Source organism: uncultured Streptomyces sp. (assembly GCF_947488945.1).
GTDB lineage: Bacteria > Actinomycetota > Actinomycetes > Streptomycetales > Streptomycetaceae > Streptomyces.
The window spans coordinates 458,191-476,677 of sequence record NZ_CANLBS010000005.1 but is presented as its reverse complement, the minus strand read 5'-3'; the positions used below and the strand labels follow the sequence as shown (position 1 = coordinate 476,677).

The following is an 18,487-nucleotide window of genomic DNA, read 5'->3' as shown; positions in this document are numbered from 1 at the left end:
CCCCGGTGGGGGAGAGGCACCGTTGCGTCCATGGGAGCGCCCTCCGTCCCACGCGCTTCGTCTGCCGGCCCCGCAGTCCCGCTCGTGAGCGGCACCTGCCTGCCTGGCGTGCCCCATGTAAAGAAGTGATCAAGCAAACGGAAGATGTACCAGAAGTGGGGGCAATGTGAACACCAGTCGTACGACTGGTCATTGATAAGGGTTCTCAGTCGGCCGCCTTGCTGCTTAGACTCCGTTCGAATCAAAGGCCAACTGGGGGAGGACCCCGCATGTTCCGCACCATGGAATCGCCGTCGCGCTCCGGGGACTTGACGACGGGGGGCGCTCGGGCCGCAGGTGCGGTCAGTCGGCGGAGGTTCGCCCATCTCGCCTCGGGTGCTGTCCTGATCGCGTCCCTCACGACGGCCTGCGCCCAAGCCGATGCCAGTGGTGGCGCGGGGAAGGCGCTGCAGGCGAGCGGTTCCACCACGGTGGCACCCGTCGCGGCTGACGCGGCCGAGGCGCTCAAGGCCCGGGGGCTGAACATCACCGTTGCCACGCAAGGCGGTTCGGCCGGTGGTATCTCGCAACTGGGTGCCGGGCAGATCGACATCGCGCTGAGCTCGAAGCCGGTGTCGGACGAGGACAAGGCCGCCAGTCCCGAGACCGACTACGTCTCCACGCAGATCGGTGCCGACGCCGTGGGCATCATCATCAGCAAGCAGGTGGCCGACGCAGGGGTCGGAAACCTGACCAAGGAGCAGGCCAAGGGCCTCTTCGAAGGGAAGATCACGAACTGGAAGCAGGTCGGCGGTCCCGACCTGCCGGTCTTCGTCTACGACAAGGAGCCTGGTCGAGGCACGCGCGAGGTGCTGGACACATTCCTCTACCGCGGCGAGAAGCCCCCGCCACCGCCGAACTCCAACAACTTCGCGATCGTGGGCGGCAACCTGGAGACGCGCAACAAGCTCGAGTCGACTCCGGGCTCGGTCGGCCCGCTGTCGACCGGCTTCGTCGAGGGGCGCGACAAGCTCGCCGTGGTCACCCTCGACGGAATCGCTCCTTCTTCGGAGAACGTCGCCACCGGCAAGTACCCCATGAGCCGTCCGCTCTACATGGTCACCAATGGGCCGGCGAAGGACGACGCGAAGAAGTTCATCGACTACATCCTCTCCGACGAGGGGCAGCCGCTCCTGACCAAGCACGGCTACCTCACCCTCAAGCAGATCGGGCGGTAGGAGGTGACAGTGGAGACGCCGGTGCGGCAGCCCGCCACACCGGACACGTCACCTCGCCCGCACCCCTCCCGGTGGGTGTGGGCCTGGGTGGGCGTCGGCGCGGTCTCCGTCGCCGGCGTCATGCTGGTGCTCCTCGGCTACCTCGGCGTCGGTGTGCTCAGCGGTACGGTCGACTGGATCGATCTCCTGGCAGAGCCGATGTGGAATCCGACCGACTCCGTCTTCGGCGGACTGGCCATGGTCTACGGCTCGGCCGTCGTGTGCCTGATCTCGCTCATGCTCGCCGTGCCGGTCGGATGGGCGGCGGCGATCGCGCTCTCGGAGTACCTGCCGTCCCGGTTGGCCCGGCCCCTACGGATGAGCGTGGAGCTTCTCGCCGCCGTCCCGTCCATCGTGTACGGGCTCATCGGCATCATGGCGGTGCGCCCGTTCATCGCGTGGATCGGTGACGTCCCCGGCGGCGACAGCCTCCTGGCGGCAGGCATCGTCCTGGCCGTGATGATCATGCCGACCATCGTGGCCGTGAGTGTGGACGCCTTGTCCGCCGTGCCGGATCGGTACCGCGAAGCCGCCTACTCCTTGGGACTCACACGACGTGAAGTCGTCCGGTCGGCGGTGCTTCCACAGGCCCGGCAGGGGATGAGGGCCGGCGTGCTCCTGGGTCTCGCCCGGGCGCTCGGTGAGGCGATCGCCGTGTTCCTGGTCGTGGGGAGGGCCGACGGAAGGCTGCCCACGTCCTTCGGTGAGCTGGTCGACTCGCTCGTCCGTCCCGGACAGACACTCACGACGAAGCTGGCCGGACCGGAGCCGGTTCTGGCGGGCACGTCCGGCCCGTACTTCGCCGCGGTCTGCGGGCTGGGACTGATCCTGCTCGCCCTGGTCGCCGCCGCGACCGTGTGGGGCATCCGACGCACGTCGGGATCCGGTTCCGCGATGCGGGGCAACCGGAAGCGGCAGTCGTCGAGGATGCGCGGGGAGACCGACAAGGCCGTGGGGCTGCTGCGCGTGGGGGCGCTCCTTCTGCCCGGCGCGCTGCTCGTGTCCATGCTCGCCGTCCTGGCGACGCGAGGGAGCGTGGCCTTCTCTCCGTCGTTCTGGTTGACGTCCGCGTCCGGGTCGGCCGGTGGCGGGGTGAGCGACCAGATCCTCGGCACGCTCCTTCTCGTCGTGACCACGGGGGTCATCTCGCTGCCCCTGGGATTCGGGGCGGGCATCCTGCTCGGTGTGAACGCCTCCGGCCGAGCCTCCCGCGTCCTGCAGACGGTGACCGTGGTGGTGGGCGGGACGCCGACGATCCTCCTCGGTCTCGCCGGGTTCGTGATCATCTGCAGCGCCATGGGCTGGGGCCGGTCGTGGCTGGCGGGTGCCATCGTGCTCGTGCCGGTGGTCGTGCCCGTCGTCGCGATCACGACCGCGGGGCGGGTCAGCGGCATGCCCACGGAGATGACCGAGAGCGCCCTGGCGCTCGGACTTTCGCGTGCTCAGTACATTCGGTCCGTCGTCGTTCCGTACGCCTGGCCGGCCACGGTCACGGGGCTCCTGCTCGGACTGGCTCGTGCCGCGGGGGAGACCGCGCCACTTCTGTTCACCGCCACGGTGGTCTTCGGCGCGCCTGCGCTGCCCAGCGGGATCGTGAACGCTCCCGTGCAGTCTCTGCCCACGCACATCTTCAACCTGTCCCAGGATTCGGGCGACCCGCAGGCGGTCTCGCAGGCGTGGGGCAGCGCACTGGTCCTGGTGCTCATCACGGCTGTACTGCTGGGCGTGGCGGTCGCGCTGCGCAACCGCTTCGAGGGGGAGCGATGGACCACGTGATCACTGTACGAGAACTCCGGGTGCGGGACCGGGAGAAGATCCTCGTGGGGCCCGTCTCCTTCGGTCTGGAGCGGGGATCGACCACCGGCCTGTGCGGGCCGTCGGGCGTCGGCAAGTCCACGGTGCTGCGTGCGGTCGTCGACCTGCTTCCCGCCGGGCTCGCCCGGGACGGGCACCTTGAGGTCCTGGGGCGTCCGATCGCGCCTCGGAAGGGCGACGCCGACCTCAGGACCAAGGTCGTGCTCGTGCCCCAGACGCCGGTGGTCTTCGGCGGCAGCATCCTCGACAACGCCCTCTTCGGAATACGGCACGTCATGCGGGCCTCCCGGGAGACCCTGCGTGACCGAGCCGAGCAGGCACTGAACGAGGCAGGCCTGTGGAAGGAGGTCTGCGACCGGCTCGACTCTCCGGCCCAGAACTTGTCCGCCGGCCAGCGTCAGCGACTGTGTCTCGCGCGCGCCCTGGCCCTGGAACCGGTTGCTCTGCTCCTCGACGAGCCGACGAGCGCTCTGGACGAGCGGAGCCGGGACACGGTCGAGGAGTCCGTGGCCGCTCTGCGCGGCCGCCGGACCGTCCTGCTCGTGTCGCACGACCCTTCCCAGGTGGCGCGACTCTGCGACAAGACGGTGGAGTTGGACTCGCCCGCGGCGGTGCCGAGCCCCACGCCCGTGGGTTGATCGTTCGGAAAGTCTCGGTGGGCGGCCTGCGCGTTGGTGCGCGGGTCGCCCACGCTTTGTCTCCGCGCAGGAGATCACGTCCGCGCGAAGCGCCTTCTGAGGGAGAGAGAGACGTAGACCAGGCCGATGAGCACGGGCACTTCGATCAACGGGCCGACGACGCCGGACAGGGCCTGCCCCGAGGTGAGGCCGAACGTGGCGATCGCGACGGCGATGGCGAGCTCGAAGTTGTTGCCGGCGGCGGTGAAGGCGAGCGTCGCGGTGCGGTCGTACGGCAGCCCCACCGCCTTGCCGAGTGCGAAGGAGCCGAAGAACATCACGGCGAAGTAGACCAGGAGCGGAACGGCGATGCGCGCCACGTCGAGCGGGTGCGACGTCACCGTCTTCCCCTGGAGGGCGAACAGGACGACGATCGTGAACAGCAGGCCGTAGAGCGCCCACGGACCGACGCGGGGCAGGAACTCCTGCTCGTATCCGTCCTTGCCCAGTCTCTTCTCGCCGACCCGCCGTGACAGGAAGCCGGCCAACAGGGGTACGCCGAGGAAGACGAGCACGTTGAGCGCGATCTGCCACGGCGAGACGTCGAGCCCCTGCCCGTCGCCGAGCCCCAGCCACCTCGGCAGCAGGTCGAGGTAGAACCAGCCCAGGAGGCCGAACACCACCACCTGGAAGAACGAGTTGAGGACGACGAGGACCGCCGCGGCCTCCCGGTCGCCGCAGGCGAGGTCGTTCCAGATGATCACCATCGCGATGCAGCGGGCGAGGCCCACGATGATCAACCCGGTGCGGTACTCGGGGAGATCGGGCAGGAAGGCCCAGGCGAGGGCGAACATGACCGCCGGGCCGACGACCCAGTTGGCGACCAGTGAGGTGACCATGAGCCGGCGGTCGCCCGTGACGGCGTTCAGGCGGTCGTACCGCACCTTCGCGAGCACCGGGTACATCATCACGAGCAGCCCGACGGCGATGGGCAGCGAGATGCCGCCGATCTCGACCGCGGCGAGAGTGCCGCTCAGCCCGGGGACGAGCCGCCCCAGGAGGAGGCCGCCGGCCATCGCGATGAGGATCCACACCGCGAGGTAGCGGTCGAGGGTCGACATGCGACGGGTCAGGGCCGTCGTGGAAGTGGTGTCCGGATCGGTGAGCGTCACGGGCGCCGCCTCGGGCAGGATCCGGTCCCCGCGAACGCGTCAGCCTCGACTGGGATGAGCATGAGGGGATGCTCTCACATCACTGTGAACTGACACCAGTTTTCAGTGATGTCAGTTCCTGTTGGTGTCAGCAGCTCCGCTTTCGGTCGTGGTCGACGGTCTCCCGCGCGGCCGCCGCGAGTCCCGTCAACTCGCCCGCGAGCGCGGACAGCGCCTCGGGCTTGAGCCTGTAGTACACCCATCGGCCGCAGGGCTCCGTATCGACGAGGCCCGCCTCGCGGAGCACCTTCAGGTGGTTGGACAGGTTGGTCTGTCGGGCTCCCGTCTCCTCGACCAGGTGGGTCGTGCAGAGGGACTCGCGTGCCAGCAGCGTCACGATCCGAAGTCGCAGCGGGTCGGCCAGCACCTTCAAGACGTCACTGTCGACTGATGTCAGCATGTGCTGATACTCTCACGACCGAGGGTGCCGCGGCCACCGCTTTCCCCCAGTCTCTCCCAGGGATTCGACGGCCCCTCCACTCCTCACCTGCCGATGCACCGCACCACCCGAGGACCGACATGGCCGCCATCCCCCACGCTTCCGTCCTGTTCGTCTGCGTCCACAACGCCGGCCGCTCACAGATGGCCGCCGCCTGGCTCCAGCACCTGTCACGCGGGAACGTGGAAGTCCGCTCCGCCGGAACCCTCCCTGCCGAGTGCGTCAACCCGCAGGCCGTGGCCGCCATGGCCGAGGTGGGTATCGACTTGGTCGGTCTCACGCCGCGGGTGCTGACCCGGGAAATGGTGAAGAGCAGCGACTACGTGATCACCATGGGCTGCGGCGACACCTGTCCCGTCTTCCCCGGCAAGCAGTACCGCGACTGGGCGCTGGAGGACCCGGCGGGCCAGGACCTCCACGTCGTGCGCCGGATACGTGATGAGGTCAAGGAGCGCGTCGCGGACCTCGTCGCCGAGATCGACCGGAATGCGTACGCCGCTGGCGTCAGCGGACATCGAGCGGACGACGCAGCGTGATCTGATCGACGTCGGAGGTCCGCACCGTCAGCGCCGGCTCCCAGGTCCCCGGCGTCGGCACCTGGACGCCGGAGACGGTCCAGTGGCCCGCTGACGCGCGCCGCAGGGCCGCCGGTGAAGGTCGACGACACCCGGGTCGGTGCTTCGGGGACCACCTCCCCGCGCGCGGGCGCACCGGCGGTGAGCACGGCGTGCGCGTCGGCCGGGGAGGCCCCGGCGACGAGCAGGGCCGGACCGGCCGGCCGGACGGCGGCCCACCGGTGCGCGCGGGAGACGGTGATCGTCATGGCGACCTCGCTGGATCAGGCGTCGCCGCGACGACGGCTGGTGACCAGAGCCGTGCCGAGTCCGGCAGCGCCCAGGACGATTCCGGCGACGCCGAGCCACCGGTCGGTGCCGCCATCGACGTCGTCGTGCCCCTGCGCCTTCTCGTCGCCCGGGTCACCGCCGGCCGAGGGCTTCGCGGCCGGCTCGGCCGGGGTCGCCGATGCGCCGTGGTGGTCGTCGGCGGCGGCGGAGAGCTTCAGCACGGCGGCCGGGTGCTCCGGCTCCTCCTCGCCCTCGACCGGCGGCTCGATCCAGCGCACGACCTCCTCGTTGTCGTACGTCTGCACCGCCCTGAGGAGGAGTTCGTCCGTGTCCTCGGGGAGCTGGCCGAGGGACAGCGGGAACTTCTGGAAGTAGCCCGGCCGGATGCCCTTGCCGGTGGCGGTCCAGTTGACCTTGCTGACGGCCTCGGTGATGGTCTTGCCGTGCAGCGTCAGCGGCTTGGCGAGCTTCGTCGTGGTCACCTCGATGGTCCACCCCGGCACCGCCTCCGGCATGACCGAGGCCAGTGGGTGATCCGTCGGGAGCGAAAGCTCGACCTCGACCGTCGAGGCGTTGGGCCGCTCGTTGGGGACCTTGAGGTTCACGGTGGCGTATCCGCCCTTGGCGGCCGTGCCCTCCGGCTGGACGGACACGTGGGCGAAGGCGGGAGAGCCGAAGGTGAGGCCGGCGATCGCGGTCACGGTGACGACGCCGAGGCGTGCGAAAGTGCGCATGAGTGGGTGACTCCAGTGGTATGGCGCCCCGCGCGGCGCCTGCTGCGGCACACGCGCTCGTGGGGCTGGGTGGGGGAGGGCGTGGGAGACCCGGCCTCGGCACACGGACGCGAGGGGGGCCGGCGTCAGCCGAGGGCGCGGATCCATCCCCACCCCTGCGGGTTCTATGTCGACATGCACGGATCCGATCCGACGGAGCGGCAGAGCAGTGCGAAGGCCGGGCCGGTCCGAGTGGTGGGACGGTGCGCGCCTCACTGTAGCCCTTTGATTCGATGAATCTCTAGACAGAAGGTGGTGGTCACCCTAGGCTCTCGACGCCTGCCACACCACAGGGGGAGTCGGACGTGTCCCACAGCAACAAGCCTGTCTCCAGACGCAACGTGGTCCAGAGCGCCGTGCTGACCAGCGCGGCCCTGATGGTCGACGTCCCGACCGCATCCGCGGCCGGGGGCAGCCCCGCGAGCGTCGCACCACCTACCACCGTCGGCGAGGGCGGTCCGTTGAACTTCACCGAGGGCTCGGCGGCCCTGCGCCCCGACCGGACGGTCAAGAGCGCCTGCCAGTTCTGCAACTCGAACTGCGCCCTCTCCGTCGGTGTCCGCGCCGACCGCGTCATCAGCGTCCAGGGCGCGTCGGGCGACCCGGTGCAGCAGGGCAACATCTGCGTCAAGGCCCCGATGATGGCCGAGCTCACGCACAACCCGCTGCGTCTGACCACGCCCCTGATCCGTACGGGCGGCAGGAAGGGCTCCAAGGACTCCGCCTTCCGCGAGGCCACCTGGGACGAGGCGCTCGACCTGATCGCCCGCCGCCTTCTGGCGCTGCGCGACAAGGGTGAGGCCGCCGCTGTCGCGAACCGGACCACCGGCCGCCTCCCGCGGGGCACCGGCTCCCTCGTGGCCCGCCTGTTCGCACTCCTCGGCAGCCCCAACAACACCGACGTCGGGCCGGTCTGCAACGACGCCGGCGGCAACGCCCTCAAGGCCACCTTCGGCCTCGGGAACTTCACCAACGGCTACGGCACGGACGGCGCCACCGGCCGGGACGACCTCGGCTCCGCCGACTACTTCCTCTTCCTCGGCACCAACCAGGCCGAGACCCATCCCGTCACCTTCGACTACCTGCTCCGCGGGCGGGCGCGCACGGGCGCCAAGCTCGTCGTCGTCGACCCCCGGGAGACTCCCACCGGTGCCCTCGCCGACGAGTGGATCTCCCCGAAGCCGCACACCGACCTCGCCCTGGTCCTGGGAATCCTCCACCACATCCTCGACGAGCGCCTGTACGACAGGGAGTTCGTCGACCGCTGGGTCCTCGGTTTCGAGGAACTTCAGGCCCACCTGGCCAAATCCGGCTACACCCCGCAGTGGGCCTCCACGGTCACCGGCGTCCCGGCCGAGGCCATTCGCCGCATCGCGCGCGACTACGCCCGCGCCGACAAGGCGGCCATCTTCTGCAACGCCGGCATCTCGCACCAGCTCGGCGCTTTCGACACGTACCGCGTCCTCACCTTCCTTGCCGCGGTCACGGGCAACATCGGCCGGCTCGGCACCGGGTGCAACTTCATGCACAACACCTGGCCCGGCGACCTGCACCTGCCCCCGCTCGCCGTCCGCACGCCCGCCGTGGGCACCGCCCTGCCCGTGGGACCCGACTACTTCGCCGAGTCCATCCTCACCGGCAAGCCCTACCGCCTCAAGGCGATCATCACCCAGGGCAACCCTCTGATCTCATCCGCCCACACGGAGAAGGTCAAGGAGGCGTTCCGCGAGCTCGACTTCTACGTCTACACCGGCCTCTTCATGGAGGAGGCGGCCCACTACGCCGACGTCGTCCTCCCCGTGAGCTCGCCGCTGGAGTACGAAGGCGTGTACATGCGGCGCGACGACCGTGCGATCCGCTGGCAGGAAGCCGCAGTCCCGCGCTGCGGCGAGTCCAAGACCGACTACGAGATCTGGATCGACCTCGCCCACGCTCTCGCACGCCAGGACCACCGCAAGGGTCACGCGTACTGGGCCGAAGCCTTCCCCCTGGAGTGGAAGGACTACTCGACTCTCTGGGCCGAGTTCGTCAGGCACACACCGGGCGTGGGCGGGATGACGCAGGAGCGGATGCAGAAGCGTACGGAGCCCCTGCGCTGGCCCTGTCCGACGATCGACCACCCCGGCGTCAGCGCGCTCTACCAGGACCACCCGTCCTGGTACGAGGCCGCGGAGTCGCTCGGGGCCGCGAAGGGGCAGCGCTTCCTCACTCCCAGCGGCAAGATCGAGATCCACACCGAGGAGCTGGACCGGCAGCTCGGCACCGCCGGGCACGCGGCACTGCCCAGCTTCTACACCCACCCCGAGGTGACCGGCGGCCACCCCACCCTCACGTACGAGAAGCGCTTCGTCACCAGCCCCATCAACCCCCGGGCCGTCACGCATCCGGTGCGGCTGGGAGTGAAGGGGGACGGCTCCGTCCACCGCGACTACCCGCTCATGGGCATGACCGGGAGGCCGAGCGTGGTCCACTTCGCCTCCGTCACCCACTGGACGCCCACCGGAGCACGCCTGAACGGGATCAGGCTGCTTCAGATCCACCCGGAGACGGCGCGAAAGTTCGGGATCGACGACCGCGACGACGTGATCGTGGAGAGCCCTCGGGGCAAGGTCACCGCCACTGCCCTGTATTGGGAAGGCATCCGCGAGGACACCGTCTTCCTGCCGAACACCTTCGGCCCCGCCCAGAAGCTCTCCGAGGAGCTGGGAGCCGATCACTACGAGGCGGCGAACACGCTCGTCGATGACAGCTACTACGACAACCTCTCCGGCCAGCAGGCGTACAAGTGCTTCGCCTGCCGGGTCACCAGGGTTCCCTCCTGATCGGGAACATCGGCCGGCCCGGCGGGCCACCTCCGCCGCACACCCCCCGTTGGATCTCCCGCCCTTGCCTCCGCGCGTCCTCCCGTCGTGCGGAGGCAGGGTCATTTCCCCTGGCAGGGAGGCACATGCGGTGCCTCTCTGCACGTCTCAGGCCGGTTGCGTAAAGATTCGACAAATGTGAAACTAGACAGATGTCACAGCTTGAGGTGATCGACCCCGTAACCTGCTGCACCCCCGTCATGGCCGCCCCTCTCGACGAGAAACGGGCCGCGGGCACGTCCAAGATGTTCAAGGCCCTGGGCGACCCGATCAGGCTCCGCCTGCTGTCGATGATCGCGAGCGCAACGGGTGACGGCGAAGTCTGCGTCTGTGACCTCACCGGCCCGTTCGACCTCTCCGCGCCGACGATCTCGTACCATCTCAAGATCCTCCGCGAGGCGAATCTGGTGACCTCCGAGCGCCGGGGCACGTGGGTCTACTACCGGGTCCGGCGCGACAACCTCAGCCTGCTCTCCGGTCTGCTCGCCGTCCCGAGCATGGGGGAGCTGGGGGAGCTGGCGGTCGCCGAAGCCTGATCCCGCCGAGGGCGCCGGCTCCCAGAGGCTCAGACCGGAACGCCGACGTCCAGGCCCACGGCGGTCGTGGGCGGGGTCGAGGAGCCCTTCGCGTCCTTCGGGGCTCGCACGGGCTGATCGCCACCGCACGCACAGGGCCGTAACCAGCCGCGCTCGACCGCCTTGGCCCCGGCCTCGAACCTGCTGCGGGCGCCCAGACGCTCCATGATGTCGGCGATCATGCGACGCGCGGTGCGCAGGCCCACGCCGAGCTTCTTGCAGACCGCTTCGTCGGTGAGTCCCTGCCCCATCAGGCGGAGCAACTCCTTCTCGAGCGGCGTGGGCTGGTCCCCCTCGCAGGCACCCGGCGCGTCCAGCGGCGTCATGCTCTCACAGAGGCGCTCGAACAGGGCGATCAGCCCCGTGATGTACCCGGCGCCCGACACCTGTACAGCTCCGGCCTCCGGGTTCTTCGGGTCGACGGGCAGGAGAGCCGTGGTCCGGTCGTAGACGACGAGCCAGAGCGGCAGCGTGGGGGCCGTGCCGACCTTCCCGCCGCTCGCGGCGATCCAGCGGGCGTAGGCGAGGCAGGCCCGGTCGTTGTAGACGCTCTCCGGGTAGACGTTCCACACCAGGACCCCGCGGTCCATCATGTGCTGGTCCATCGGGCGCCGGGCGTGCATCGCCTCGGCGCTGTTCGCGTCGGCGGGAAGCAGGGAGACGCACTCGGTGGACGCCCGGCCGGCCAGGCGCTCCATGCGTGCGTGGATCGTGGCCCGGGACTCAAGACGCTCCCATCCGGCGGGTGTGCCCCGTGCCTGTGCGTCCTCGTACTCCTCGGAGAGCCGGTCCACGGCGGCCTTGATGTGGACGAACTCCTGCTGGCGACGGAGCAGTTCCGACTGCTGCCGTTCCAGCATCGTGCGCAGGGCGAGCGGCGGCCTGGTCGGGACCAGGGTCCCCGACACCTGGCGCAGCAGCGACAGTTCCAGGAGATGGCTCACGCTCCGGCGTACTGCGGCCTCCGGCGCGTCGACGCCGAGCCGCAGGTCGTGGAGACGGCACCCCGGCCGGTCGAGCACGAAGCGATAGATCGCGTGCGCCAGTTCGTCCAATCCCAGTGACTGCAACATCCGCCCCCCAGGGTCTGTTGCTGAATTGAATTTCTTCAAGATAGCACGGTACTTGATCGCTCCGATGGCCGTCTCATGCCTCAGCCTGATCAAGACAGGCAACATGTTGCCCGGCAACTTGCTGCCGCAGGACGGAACTTCTCAGCCGCCCCGCAGCCCCGCAGTCTCGAACGCGTCACCCCCGGCGTCACCACGCCACGACCATCGGGAGAAGCTTTGAGGCCGTTCGAGACAGATCTGCGGATGAAGGCCGAAAGCGTCACGATCCGACCGCTGCGGACCTTCGACAAGCGGGTGAAGGTCCTCGGCTCCAAGAGTTACTCCAACCGCTACCTCGCACTCGCCGCTCTGTCCGGCGAGGCCACCACGATCGAGGGCGCCCTCATCTGCGACGACACGCAGTTCCTCGCGGGCGCCCTGCGTGCCTTCGGCCACGTCGAGGTGGACATCGACGCCGCGGCGGAGCGGATCACCGTCACGGCCACCGGCAGGCCCATGGTGGCCCCGGCCGAAGAGGTGTACGTCGGAGCGGCCGGCACTCCGATCCGGTTCCTGATCTCCATGGCCGCCCACGCCGAGGGGACGACCGTGCTCACCGGTACGGAGCGCATGCAGGAGCGCCCCATGGGCTCCCTGCTCGACGCCCTCCCCGGCGTGGGCGTGACGGCCGAAGCCGTCCGTGGCAACGGGAGCCCGCCGATCAAGGTCACCGGCCCGAGCTTCCGCGGCGGTTCCACCCGGATCAGCGGAGCGGTCAGCTCCCAGTTCACGTCCAGCCTGCTGGTCAACGCCACGCGCGCGGAGCAGGACACCGAGATCCACGTCGTCGACGACCTGGTCTCCAAGCCGTACGTCGAGATGACGATCGCCGCCCTCGCCGAGATGGGCGTCGTGGTCGAGCGTGACGGCTACACCCGCTTCAAGGTCGCCGCCGGCCAGAAGCTGCGCGGCGGCACGGTCGCCGTCGAGCCCGACGCCTCCGGCATGTCGTACTTCCTCGCCGCCGCCGCGGTGCTCGGCGGCACGGTCACCGTCCCGGGCATCGGCAGCGACTCCGAGCAAGGCGACGTCGGCCTCGTCGACGCCTTGGTCCGCATGGGCTGTACGGCCGAGATGACGGCCGACTCCATCACCCTCACCGGCGGGGAACTCCACGGCATCGACATCGACATGGAGACCATGCCCGACGTCGTCCCGACCCTCGCGGTCGTCGCCGCCTTCGCCCGGGGCGCTACGCACATCAGCAACATCGCCAGCCTCCGGATCAAGGAGTGCGACCGCATCGCGGCCGTCACCACCGAACTGCGCAAGATGGGCATCGCCGTCGAGGAGTTCCCCGACGCCATGACCATCACCGGAGGCACGCCGCAGGGCGCGGTCATCGACACCTACGACGACCACCGCATCGCCATGTGCTTCGCCATCGCCGGCCTGCGCACCGAGGGCGTCGTCGTCAAGGACCCCGGCTGCGTCGCGAAGTCCTTCCCGACCTTCTGGAAGACGCTGGACAGCCTGCGCGACGACAACACCACGAGCACCCTGTGAGCGCCGGTACCCCCGGCATTCTGCTGGTGCTCGACGGCTGGGGGCACGCGGAGCCGAGCGAAGCCAACGCTCTGACCGCGGCCTCCACGCCGTACCTCGACGGCCTGATCGCCACCTGCCCGACCGTCTTCGCCGACGCTTCCGGCACCGCCGTCGGGCTGCTCCCCGGAACAGTGGGCAATTCCGAGATCGGCCACATGGTCATCGGCGCCGGCCGCCCCGTCCCGTACGACAGCGTGCTCGTCGAGGAAGAGCTCTCCAGCGGGCGCATGTGCTCGAACGAGACCCTGACCGGGGTGCTGACCCGACTCGCCGCGACCGGCGCAACCCTGCACCTCATCGGACTCTGCTCCGACGGCATGATCCACGCCAACGTGCAGCACCTGCGGGAACTGCTGCGCATCGCCGCGCAGTTCGCGGTCCCGAGGGCCTGCATCCACGCCATCACGGACGGGCGGGACGTCGCCGACCACACGGCCGCCGCCTACCTCCGGCTCGTCGACACGTTCGTCACCGAGGCGGGGGTCGGTGAGGTGGCGACGGTCGCCGGACGCGGGTACGCGCTCGACAAGAGCGGTAACCTCGAACTGACGGAGAAGGTCTCCCTCGCCATCGTCGACGGCAAGGGCGAAGCGGTCGGCGAGCCACAGGAGGCACTGGAGCTGACCCCGCGCGGTGACGAATGGGTGCCGCCCTGCGTCGTCACCGGAGCCGACGGCCGCCCGCTCGGTCCCGTACAGGACGGCGACGCCGTCCTCTTCATGAACTTCCGTAGCGACCGCATCCAGCAGCTCGCGGACGACCTGTACGGCCGGCTCGCCGGCCGGCAAGTCGCCTTCCTCAGCCTCGCGCAGTACGACACCGAGGCGTCCATCCCGTCCCTGGTGCACCGGGCGGACGCGGGCGGCGGCCTCGCCGGCGCACTCGCCGTGCAGGGCGTGCGCTCCGTACGCATCGCCGAGGCCGAGAAGTTCGAGCACGTCACGTACTACCTCAACGGGCGGGACGCGACCGTCGTCCCCGTCGAGGAGCACGTCAGGATCACCGGCGACACGGCCGCCGAGTACACGGCACGACCGGCGATGAACATCGACCGCGTCACCGAAGCCGTGACCTCCGCCGCCGGCCGTGACGACGTCCCCCTCGTGGTCGCCAACCTCGCCAACATCGACGTCGTCGGCCACACCGGTCACTTCGACGCGACCCGCCGGGCCGCCGAGTGCACCGACCGTGCCGTGGAGGCCATCTGCCGCGCCGCACAGGCGACCGGCCGCTGGGTGCTGCTCGTCGGGGACCACGGCAACGCCGAGAAGATGCTCACCGACGCGGCCGCCGGCGGCCGGCCGTACGGCGGCCACACGACCAATCCGGTCCCGGCCGTGCTCGTCCCGGCGGCCGGGCAGCAGACGGGCGTGCCCGCAGGTCCCGCCACCCTCGCCGACATCGCGCCCAGCGTCCTCGCGCTGCTCGGACTCGACCCTGCGCCCCGCATGACCGGGCGGCCGTTGTGGTGAGCCGCGCGGCGTCCGGCCACCTCGAAGACAGTGCGTCCCCTTTCACCTCCACCGGACTGGAGACATCCCGATGACCTCGCGCCCCAGGCTCGCCCTCGTCGGCGACCGCAGCGACCGCGTACCCGCCCATGCCCGATTCGACGAGATCGTCCCTGCCTTCGGTGTCGACGTCGACTGGCTCCCCAGCAGCACCGTGACCGAGGCCGTCGCCGAGTACGACGGAATCTGGGTGGTCCCCGGGTCGCCCTACGTCAGCCAGGCGAACGTGCTCCTCGCCATCCGCACCGCCCGTACCCTCGGCATCCCGTACCTCGGCACCTGCGGTGGCTTCCAGCACGCGCTCATCGAGTACGCCCGCAACGTTCTCGGCATCCAGGACGCGGAGGACGTGCAGTACGACGCGGACGCCTCCACCCCGCTGATCGTCCCGCTCTGCTGCTCGCTCGTGGGCGAGACGGCGCCGCTCCACTTCGCGCCGGGCAGCCGGCTCGCCTCCGCCTACCCGGGCCTGGAGGAGACCGTGGAGACGTACCACTGCAAGTACGGCCTGAACCCGGATTACGAGGACAAGATCCTCGCCGGTTCCCTGCGCATCAGCGGCTGGGACGTGGAGAAGGCGCCCCGCGCGGTGGAGCTGCCCGACCATCCCTTCTTCGTCGGCAGCCTGTTCCAGCCGGAGTTGTCGTCGACGGCGGACCAACTCCACCCGCTCATAAGGGCGTTCCTGGACGCGGTGGAAGAGCGGGCGCGGCGCGGCCATTGACATGGCGATCTCTCTGATTCGATACTTGTTTAAGTAAGGGAAGTTCGAATCAGATGAGCGGAAAGGAAGTGGGCCATGGCCACGAACTCGACCGAGGCGGCCGAGCCGGAGTCCGTCGGCGGTTTCGTCACGGACCCGACCGCCACCGCGGGCGCTTCGCAGGAGGGCTGCTGCGGCGAGCCGGCCGACGACACCGGTGCGGTCGCCGGCGGTCAGGGCGGCGGCTGCTGTGGTGAGCCCGGCGGCGGCTGCTGAGGAAGACGCCCCAGATGAAGGACATGGCCCAGGGCCAACCCGTCGCGGCGCAGTCGGCCGCGGACGGGTTCGACGCGCACCGCGCCCTGATGACGATCCAGACCCTGTGCATGCCGGACATGCAGGGGCGCGCGCCCGGCACGGCCGGCCACGACCTGGCCACCGAGTTCCTCGCTGCGGAGCTGAAGGCGTACGGCCTCGTGCCCGGGCTCGACAGCTTCGCCATCCGCGAGATCATGCGACTGTCGGCCCAGCCCACCTTCCGGGCGCAGGGTGCGCGGCTCGACCGCGAGCTCGTCCACCGCGCCGAATTCGCCGAGCACCCCCGCTCGGGACCGATGCCCGGCCCCGTCACCGGTACGGTCTCCGAGGACGCGGGAGCGGGGCAGTGGGCAGCTCTGCCCGCAGTCCCTCGGGGAAACGCCTTCGCGGAGCTCGCCGACGCCCTGGTGTCGCGCGGCGGGGTGGGCATCCTCACCGCGCAGAACGCGGACGCCTCCGGGTTCCTCACCAAACGGGTCCAGGGGCCGCCCCCGGTCGGCCTCCCCGTCGTGGCCGTACGGCCGGACCTGCTGGCCGACGTGGTCGGCGGCGTGGTCACCGCCCATGTCCCGCTGGTCCGCGTGCCCGCCACAGGCACGAACATCGTCGCCACCCTGCCGGGCAGCGACCCGGAGGCGAAGCCCATCCTCCTCACCGCGCACTACGACGGTGTCGGTTCGGATCCCCAGCGGCACTTCCCGTGCGCGGGCGACAACGCCAGTGGGACCGCGGTGCTGTGCGAGGTCGCCCGCGTGCTGACCTCGTCCGCGCCGCTGCCCCGGCCGGTCGTCTTCGCCCTGGTCGACGCCGAGGAGATCGGCACGCTCGGCTCCGGGCACCACGCACGCGCACTGCGCGCAGCGGGTGTCGAACCCGACGCGCTCAACCTCGACATGGCCGGCAAGTTCAACGGCAGGATCGCGATCGAGCTCGGACCGGCTGACCCGGCCCCCCGGCACATCATCGCCGCACTCGACAGCGCCGGGCGACACCTCGGCATCCAGCTGTACGCGGGAACGGTGTCGTCCGACAACCGGCGCTACGCGTCCGCCGGATTCGCCGCCGCAGGCATCGGAGTCGGGGCGGCCCACTACCACTCGCCGCTCGACGGCCCCGAGCGGATCGAGCCCGACGCGCTCAGCAAGGCGGGAAGCCTCGTCCTGGAGACGATCCGCCGCCTCGCCCCCCAGTACTGACCCTTTCACCCTCGTTCTCGATCAGGAGCATCGCCATGGCCGCGTCTCAGCAGTCCGTCTCCACCCAGCTCATCCAGCTCGCCCCCACGGTCGGCGAGCACCACGCCGCCTTCTCCAAGAGCTACCAGGACTTCTTCGGCTCCGTCTTCGACCACGAGGCGCTGGAGCCCAAGACCCGCGCCGCCGTCGCCCTCTGCGCCGCGCTCATGCAGGACCGCGAGGAGACCGTGCGGTCCTTCCTCGCCGCCGCGAAGAAGCTCGGGCTGAAGAACGAGGAGATAGGCCAGATCGCCGGCATCGTCGAGGCGATGAAGCTCGACGCGCTGCAGCGCCCCGCCGTCCAGGCCGTCGCCGCCGCGGCGAAGAAGGCCAACACCTGCTGCTGACACCGGCTTTCTTCCATCCGACCTCACCTCGAAGGGCCGCAGCACGTGATTGATCCATCCAACAGTGGCGCCGGCTCGGTCGTCGTGCTCGGTGGCCGCAGCGAACGGGAATTCGCCCTCGTGCGCGATCTCGGGTACCGCGTGGTGCTCGTGGACGAGCAGGTGCCGTGGCACTGCATGCCCTGGGTCGACGCCCACGTGGACGTCGCGCTCGACGACTGGGACGCGGTGGCCGCAGCGATACGCGCCGAGCTCGGCGTCGAGGCGCCCGTGGCCGTGCTCACCCACACGGAACCGCGACTGCCGCTGATGGCCCACCTGGGCTCGCTCCTCGTCGACAGCCCCCGGGGCCTCGACGAGACCGCGGCGACGAACTGCCGTGACAAGTGGCGCACCCGGACGGTGCTGAGCGAGGCGGGTCTGCCCGTACCCCGGTTCATGCTCGCCACCACCGTGGAGGAGGCGATCGAGGCGGCCGAGGGCATCGGATACCCCGCGGTCGTCAAGCCCCGGGACGGGGCAGGCGCGTTCGGGGTGCGGTGCTGCCGCGACGAGCGCGAGCTGCGCGCAGCCGTCGGCATCCTGTCCGAGACTCCGGCAGGCTTCCTGACCGGGGCTCTGATCGAGGAGTACGTCGACGGGCCCGAGTACGCCGTGCAGACCCTCACCCAGGACTCCGAGACCAGTGTCCTCAGCGTTTTCCGGCAGCGCATGACGCCGCCGCCCGTCTTCGTCGAGCTGGGATACGAGCACCCGAGCGGCCTGTCGGCGGACGAGCGCGCCGAGTTGGAGGGCCTCACGCGGGACGTTCTCGCCGCCCTGGGGGTGCAGGACTGGATCAGCCACACCCAGATCCGGCGCGGCCCGGACGGCTTCCGCGTCATCGAGGTCAACGCGCGACGGCCCGGAGGCCGTCTCGTCGAGATGACCACCGCCGTCAGCGGCGTCGACATGACGGAGGCGGTCACACGTCAGGCCCTGGGGCTGCCGCAGTCCGATGCGCAGGACACCGTGCCGTACGCGCGCTACGCGAGCATCGTCTTCGACACCGCGGGCACGCTCCTGTACGACGAAGTCGACCCGGCGACGGAGCCGTTCAGTCCCCTCGTCGAGGTCGAGGTCGAACCCGGTGAGACCGTCCGGCCCAAGGAGCATCCGAACGGCGGTGTCTACGGCCGCATCGTGGTCTACGGCCAGACGCCCGAGGAGCTCGACCGGGCGGAGCAGGAGGTCCGCAGAGCCCTGAGTCTGCAAGTGGTGTTCGGAGACGGCCTCGGTCCGGCGCAGACCGACAGCCGCGAGTTCAAGTCGTGCTGCTGAG

Annotated in this window: 17 protein-coding genes; 13 read left to right on the top strand and 4 right to left on the bottom strand. The window is 70.0% G+C overall.

All coding sequences use genetic code 11. The annotated features are described in order from the left end of the window. Positions 1-269 precede the first annotated feature (269 nt). Genes Q0994_RS10815 through Q0994_RS10805 form a run of 3 tightly spaced genes read left to right on the top strand, consistent with a single transcriptional unit; the run spans position 270 to position 3,709 of the window. A complete protein-coding gene (locus tag Q0994_RS10815) occupies positions 270-1,217 on the top strand; it encodes a phosphate ABC transporter substrate-binding protein (RefSeq protein WP_299532097.1) in 948 nt (315 codons plus the stop codon). 9 nt (positions 1,218-1,226) lie between these two features. After that, positions 1,227-3,032: a phosphate ABC transporter permease subunit PstC gene (gene pstC, locus Q0994_RS10810; protein WP_299532095.1), complete on the top strand. Its 1,806-nt coding sequence runs from the start codon at positions 1,227-1,229 to the stop codon at positions 3,030-3,032. Continuing rightward, positions 3,020-3,709 (top strand): phosphate ABC transporter ATP-binding protein, encoded by a 690-nt coding sequence (locus Q0994_RS10805; protein ID WP_299532093.1) that lies wholly within the window; start codon positions 3,020-3,022, stop codon positions 3,707-3,709. Before pstC ends, Q0994_RS10805 begins: the two co-directional genes overlap by 13 nt. Before the next feature lie 74 nt (positions 3,710-3,783). Here the strand turns inward: Q0994_RS10805 and arsB are convergent, their stop codons facing one another. Both arsB and Q0994_RS10795 read right to left on the bottom strand, forming a co-directional pair. Beyond that, positions 3,784-4,809 (bottom strand): ACR3 family arsenite efflux transporter, encoded by a 1,026-nt coding sequence (gene arsB / locus Q0994_RS10800; protein WP_299532160.1) that lies wholly within the window; start codon positions 4,807-4,809, stop codon positions 3,784-3,786. Between the two features lie 178 nt (positions 4,810-4,987). Further along, positions 4,988-5,299, bottom strand: a complete 312-nt coding sequence (locus tag Q0994_RS10795) for a helix-turn-helix transcriptional regulator (protein WP_299532092.1) — start codon at positions 5,297-5,299, stop codon at positions 4,988-4,990. A 119-nt stretch (positions 5,300-5,418) separates the two neighbouring features. On the opposite strand from Q0994_RS10795, the gene Q0994_RS10790 reads away from it, so the two are divergent. Then, positions 5,419-5,874 carry an arsenate reductase ArsC gene (locus Q0994_RS10790; protein WP_299532090.1) on the top strand — a complete coding sequence of 152 codons (456 nt, stop codon included), beginning with the start codon at positions 5,419-5,421 and terminating at the stop codon, positions 5,872-5,874. A 302-nt stretch (positions 5,875-6,176) separates the two neighbouring features. Here the strand turns inward: Q0994_RS10790 and Q0994_RS10785 are convergent, their stop codons facing one another. Further along, the gene (locus tag Q0994_RS10785) at positions 6,177-6,917 is read right to left on the bottom strand and encodes a YcnI family protein (RefSeq protein ID WP_299532089.1); all 741 of its coding nucleotides are present in this window, start codon (positions 6,915-6,917) and stop codon (positions 6,177-6,179) included. Between the two features lie 344 nt (positions 6,918-7,261). Between Q0994_RS10785 and Q0994_RS10780 the strand changes: the two genes are divergently transcribed. Next, positions 7,262-9,778 carry a molybdopterin-dependent oxidoreductase gene (locus Q0994_RS10780; RefSeq protein WP_299532088.1) on the top strand — a complete coding sequence of 839 codons (2,517 nt, stop codon included), beginning with the start codon at positions 7,262-7,264 and terminating at the stop codon, positions 9,776-9,778. A gap of 191 nt (positions 9,779-9,969) precedes the next feature. Further along, entirely contained in the window at positions 9,970-10,353 is a 384-nt protein-coding gene (locus tag Q0994_RS10775) for a helix-turn-helix transcriptional regulator (RefSeq protein ID WP_299532086.1), read from the top strand. A 29-nt stretch (positions 10,354-10,382) separates the two neighbouring features. Here Q0994_RS10775 and Q0994_RS10770 read toward each other — a convergent pair whose 3' ends face one another. Continuing rightward, on the bottom strand, positions 10,383-11,465 hold the full coding sequence (locus Q0994_RS10770) for a helix-turn-helix transcriptional regulator (protein ID WP_299532084.1): 1,083 nt from the start codon (positions 11,463-11,465) through the stop codon (positions 10,383-10,385). A 243-nt stretch (positions 11,466-11,708) separates the two neighbouring features. Between Q0994_RS10770 and aroA the strand changes: the two genes are divergently transcribed. The 7 genes from aroA (at position 11,709) to Q0994_RS10735 (ending at position 18,486) form a co-directional block, all read left to right on the top strand. Continuing rightward, entirely contained in the window at positions 11,709-13,010 is a 1,302-nt protein-coding gene (gene aroA / locus Q0994_RS10765) for a 3-phosphoshikimate 1-carboxyvinyltransferase (RefSeq protein WP_299532083.1), read from the top strand. Beyond that, a complete protein-coding gene (gpmI, locus tag Q0994_RS10760) occupies positions 13,007-14,524 on the top strand; it encodes a 2,3-bisphosphoglycerate-independent phosphoglycerate mutase (protein WP_299532082.1) in 1,518 nt (505 codons plus the stop codon). Before aroA ends, gpmI begins: the two co-directional genes overlap by 4 nt. Before the next feature lie 70 nt (positions 14,525-14,594). Continuing rightward, positions 14,595-15,287, top strand: coding sequence for a glutamine amidotransferase-related protein (locus tag Q0994_RS10755; RefSeq protein ID WP_299532081.1), 693 nt, complete (start codon positions 14,595-14,597; stop codon positions 15,285-15,287). A gap of 75 nt (positions 15,288-15,362) precedes the next feature. Then, entirely contained in the window at positions 15,363-15,542 is a 180-nt protein-coding gene (locus Q0994_RS10750; protein WP_299532079.1) for a hypothetical protein, read from the top strand. A gap of 14 nt (positions 15,543-15,556) precedes the next feature. Beyond that, positions 15,557-16,780 carry a M28 family metallopeptidase gene (locus Q0994_RS10745; protein WP_299532077.1) on the top strand — a complete coding sequence of 408 codons (1,224 nt, stop codon included), beginning with the start codon at positions 15,557-15,559 and terminating at the stop codon, positions 16,778-16,780. A 35-nt stretch (positions 16,781-16,815) separates the two neighbouring features. After that, a complete protein-coding gene (locus tag Q0994_RS10740) occupies positions 16,816-17,166 on the top strand; it encodes a carboxymuconolactone decarboxylase family protein (RefSeq protein WP_299532075.1) in 351 nt (116 codons plus the stop codon). A 45-nt stretch (positions 17,167-17,211) separates the two neighbouring features. Continuing rightward, on the top strand, positions 17,212-18,486 hold the full coding sequence (locus tag Q0994_RS10735; RefSeq protein ID WP_299532074.1) for an acetyl-CoA carboxylase biotin carboxylase subunit family protein: 1,275 nt from the start codon (positions 17,212-17,214) through the stop codon (positions 18,484-18,486). Position 18,487 lies beyond the last annotated feature (1 nt).